Origin of the sequence: Streptomyces phaeochromogenes (genome assembly GCF_001418655.1) — a bacterium.
Lineage (GTDB): Bacteria > Actinomycetota > Actinomycetes > Streptomycetales > Streptomycetaceae > Streptomyces > Streptomyces phaeochromogenes.
In genome coordinates this window covers 1-4057 of the sequence record NZ_LIQZ01000219.1, presented here as the reverse complement: position 1 = coordinate 4057, position 4057 = coordinate 1, and the positions used below count along the sequence as shown (strand labels likewise).

5 protein-coding genes are annotated in these 4057 nt (G+C 70.1%); all 5 read left to right on the top strand.

Annotated elements, in window-relative coordinates:
* On the top strand, positions 1–353 hold a 353-nt coding region (locus AOK17_RS27975), incomplete at its 5' end, for a MetQ/NlpA family ABC transporter substrate-binding protein (RefSeq protein ID WP_245697407.1).
* A gap of 31 nt (positions 354–384) precedes the next feature.
* The gene (locus tag AOK17_RS27970) at positions 385–1215 is read left to right on the top strand and encodes a MetQ/NlpA family ABC transporter substrate-binding protein (RefSeq protein WP_055615336.1); all 831 of its coding nucleotides are present in this window, start codon (positions 385–387) and stop codon (positions 1213–1215) included.
* A 132-nt stretch (positions 1216–1347) separates the two neighbouring features.
* Positions 1348–1986 carry a GNAT family N-acetyltransferase gene (locus AOK17_RS27965; RefSeq protein ID WP_055615335.1) on the top strand — a complete coding sequence of 213 codons (639 nt, stop codon included), beginning with the start codon at positions 1348–1350 and terminating at the stop codon, positions 1984–1986.
* 175 nt (positions 1987–2161) lie between these two features.
* On the top strand, positions 2162–3373 hold the full coding sequence (cbiE, locus tag AOK17_RS27960; protein WP_055615334.1) for a precorrin-6y C5,15-methyltransferase (decarboxylating) subunit CbiE: 1212 nt from the start codon (positions 2162–2164) through the stop codon (positions 3371–3373).
* 339 nt (positions 3374–3712) lie between these two features.
* On the top strand, positions 3713–4057 hold a 345-nt coding region (locus AOK17_RS27955; protein ID WP_157881410.1), incomplete at its 3' end, for a hypothetical protein.

The window sequence follows — 4057 nt, the reverse complement described above, 5'->3', positions numbered from 1 at the left end:
TCATCACGCTCAAGGACGGCGCGGGCAACGACGCGACCCCCAAGGACATCGCGAAGAACCCGAAGAACCTCAAGTTCAAGGAGCTGGAGGCGGCCCAGACCCCGCGCTCCCTGGACGACGTCGACGCCGCGGTGATCAACGGCAACTACGCCATCGAGTCCGACCTCAAGCCCTCCGAGGACGCCCTCGTCCTGGAGTCCGCCAAGGACAACCCGTACGGCAACTTCCTCGCCGTAAAGAAGGGCAACGAGGACGACCCGCGCGTCAAGAAGCTCGCCAAGCTCCTGACCTCCCCCGAGGTCAAGAAGTTCATCGCGGACAAGTACGCCGGCTCCGTCGTCGCGTCGTTCTGAGCCCACTTCCAAGGATCGAGGACGACCACAGATGCCTAAGCCCGTAATTCCCGCCGCCGCGGCCGTACTTGCCCTGGGACTCGGGCTCACCGCCTGTGGCTCCGAGTCCGGCTCGGGCGGCGGCGGTTCCGACGGCGCCCTCGTCGTCGGCGCCACCGCGGTCCCGGCCGGCGAGGTCCTCTCGTACATCAAGAAGGACCTCGCCGCGAAGAACGGACTCGATCTGGAGATCAAGGAGTTCACGGACTACGTCCTGCCGAACACCGCGCTCCAGGAGGGCTCGCTCGACGCGAACCTGTACCAGAACGAGCCCTACCTGGACGACTTCAACAAGTCCAAGGGCACCGAGCTGGTCCCGGTCGTGAAGGCGTACCTGCCGCCCATGGGCGTGTACTCGAAGAAGGTCCAGGACGTCTCGGAGCTGGCCGACGGAGTCACCGTCGCGGTGCCGAACGACATCACCAACGAGGGCCGCGCCCTTCAGCTCCTGGCCTCCGAGGGCGTCATCACGCTCAAGGACGGCGCCGGCACGACCGCGTCCCCGGGGGACATCGTCAAGAACCCGAAGAACCTCAAGTTCAAGGAGCTGGAGCCGGCCCAACTGCCGCGTTCCCTCGACGACGTGGCCGCCGCGGTCATCAACAACAACTACGCCCAGGACGCCGGCCTCAGCCCCGCCGAGGACGCCATCCTCCTTGAGTCCGTGAAGAACAACCCGTACGCGAACCTCCTCGCCGTCAAGAAGGGCAACGAGGACGACCCCCGGGTCGAGAAGCTCGCGAAACTCCTGACCTCTCCAGAGGTGACGAAGTTCATCAAGGACAAGTACCAGGGGTCGGTCCTGCCGGTCACCTCCGGCTGACGCCGTTCCGCTCGCACTCACGGGGTCGATTCGTCGACAACGACTCGGCCCCGTGGTGCAGTTCGGTGCTTTCATGCTGCATGCTGGGCAGTTCAGCAGGCCCGACGGTCCCTGATGGTTACGGAGCGGCGCATGACTAACACCTTCCCCGACATCTCCCTCAGCACGGAGCGGTTGGTGCTGCGCCCTCTTGAGGACGAGGACGTTCCGGCCCTCACGGAGATGATGAACGACGAGCAGGTCGTGGCCTGGACCTCCGTTCCGCAGCCGTTCAACGAGGACGCCGCCCGCTCCTGGGTCAACCGGTACGCGCCGGGTGAGCGCACCTCCGGCCGCGGGCTCGACCTCGCCGTCACCGAGTTCCTCACCCAACGACTGGTCGGCATCGTCCAGTTGGGCAAAACGAATTGGCATGTCCGCTCCACGGAGCTGTCCTACATCGTCGCCCCCTGGGCGCGCGGCGAGGGATACGCGTCCGAGGCGGCTCTCGCCACCGCCCAATGGCTCTTCGGCGACCAGAAGTTCGAGCGCCTGGAGCTGCGCACCGCCGCGGACAACACCGCCTCGCAGCAGGTCGCGCAGAAGATCGGCTGCATCAGCGAGGGCGTCCTGCGCAACGCCTGTATAGCGCGCACCCGTACCGAGGACGGGAGCTGGGTCGCCCTGCGCACCGACTTCATCGTCTGGGGCCTGCTTCCCGAGGACATCGAGGGCATCGCCGAGCAGCTCGCCGACACCGGCGGCTTCACCTCGTACTCCGACTGGAACTGACGTCGTGGGCGGACCGCAACCGACGTCGTAGTCGGAGGGGACCGGCGCGGAGAACGGCCGTGGACCCGCGCCCCCACGCCCGGAAGTCCCGGGGTACGCTCACGGGGCTCCGCATGCCTGCCTGGCGGCCGCATGCCCATCCGAGACCTGCGAAGACTCCAGGAGACTGACGACGATGGCCGACCGGGTCACGGTGATCGGCTGGGACGGCTCGCCGCTGACCGACGCGGCGCGCTCGGCTCTCGGCGCCGCCACGCTCGTGGCGGGCGCGGGCCATCATCTGGGCCTCCCCGAGGTCCCCGCGGGTGCCGAGCGCATCCGGCTCGGCAGCGTCGCCCTCGCCGCCCGCCGCATCGCCGCCCACCGGGGCACGGCCGTCGTCCTCGCCGACGGCGACCCGGGCTTCTTCGGAGTCGTACGCACCCTGCGCGCCCCCGAGTTCGGCCTGGAGGTCGAAGTCGTCCCCGCGGTGTCGTCCGTGGCCGCCGCCTTCGCCCGTGCCGGTATGCCCTGGGACGACGCACAGGTGGTCGTCGCACACCGGCGCACCCTGCGACGCGCGGTGAATGTGTGCCGCGCCCACACCAAGGTCGCCGTCTTCACCTCGCCCGGAGCCGGCCCCGCCGAGCTGGGCCTGCTCCTCGAAGGCGTCCACCGCACCTTCGTCATCTGCGAGGAACTGGGCACCGCGCGCGAACGCGTCACGATCCTGACCTCCGACAAGGTCGCCGACCACACCTGGCGCGACCCGAACATCGTCATCGTCATGGGCGGGCCCGTCGCCGCCTCCGAGGGCGGCAGCTGGATCGCCGGACGCGACCCGGGAACCGGACCGCGCGGCTGGGCCCTGCCCGACGAGGTGTACGGCGGCGATCTCGGCGAGGGCGAGACCGAGGTGCTGCGGGCGGCCCAACTCGCCCGCCTGGGACCGCGCGTCGGCGACCTCGTGTGGGACATCGGCTCCGGCAGCGGCGCCTTCGCCACGGAGGCCGCCCGCTGCGGCGCCGCCGTCATCGCCGTCGACCGCGACCCGAACGCCTGCGCCCGCACCATGGCCACCGCCCGCCGCTTCGGCGTCCAGCTGCAGATCACCCACGGCACCGCGCCCCACATCCTGGAGAACCTGCCCGAACCGGACGTCGTACGCGTCGGGGGCGGCGGCGCCGCCGTGGTCTCCGCCGTCGCCGACCGGCGCCCGCAGCGGATCGTCACGCACGCCGCGACACGCGACGCCGCCGAACTCGTCGGCAGGGACCTGACGGAGCACGGCTACCAGGTCGAGTGCGCCCTTCTGCAGTCCGTCGAGCTGGACACCCGGGCCTGGACGGAGAAGGAGCGGAGCGTCGCGTTCCTGCTCACCGGGCTCCTGCCCGACCGCGCCCTGTGATCCGGTTGTCGTACCGCGCGCGGTAGGCTGGCCGATCGTTGCACTGCGCTCGGCTTGTCCGGTATTTCGCCGGTCAATGTCCGGAAAACGCACCTGTTTTGGGATGCGTGTGGTACGGCGGAAAACCGGAGGACGCGCAACGTGGCGCAGTCCACAGCGGGCCGTGGCGGATCACCCTGTCGCGGTGGCGGGCCGACCGCGACAATGCCTGTTAATGGCTTTGTCGACCGGTCGTTCGTGCCGCCCGGCACGCATGCTCGTTACTTCATTGCGGGCGGTCGGTGCGCCGCTCCGGACGAGCAGGTCGTTGGAGCACTAACCGATGGGCGAGGGGTACGCATGACCGACACCGGCCAGGTCCCGGGCGAGGGGCTGCCGGAGAACCAAGGCATGGTGGAGCAGCCGGGCGTCCCCGCCCCCGGCGCGTACACCTACCTCTCCGACAGCACCGCCGAAGGCGAAGACCTGTTGCTGCTGCCGGGCGCCCAGGGCGCGTGGGGCAACGAAGTGGCCCCGCCGGTCCCGGCGCCGGTCGTCGAGACCGTCCACGAGCCGGGACCGCACGAGACGGCGGGCCGCGACAGCGGCTCGGTCGACCTCAGCGCCGTCCGGATGTCCTCGCCCGCTCCGCAGCCGCCCGTCGCCCGCCGCCCGCTGCACCTCGGCCCGCCCACCCCGGACGGC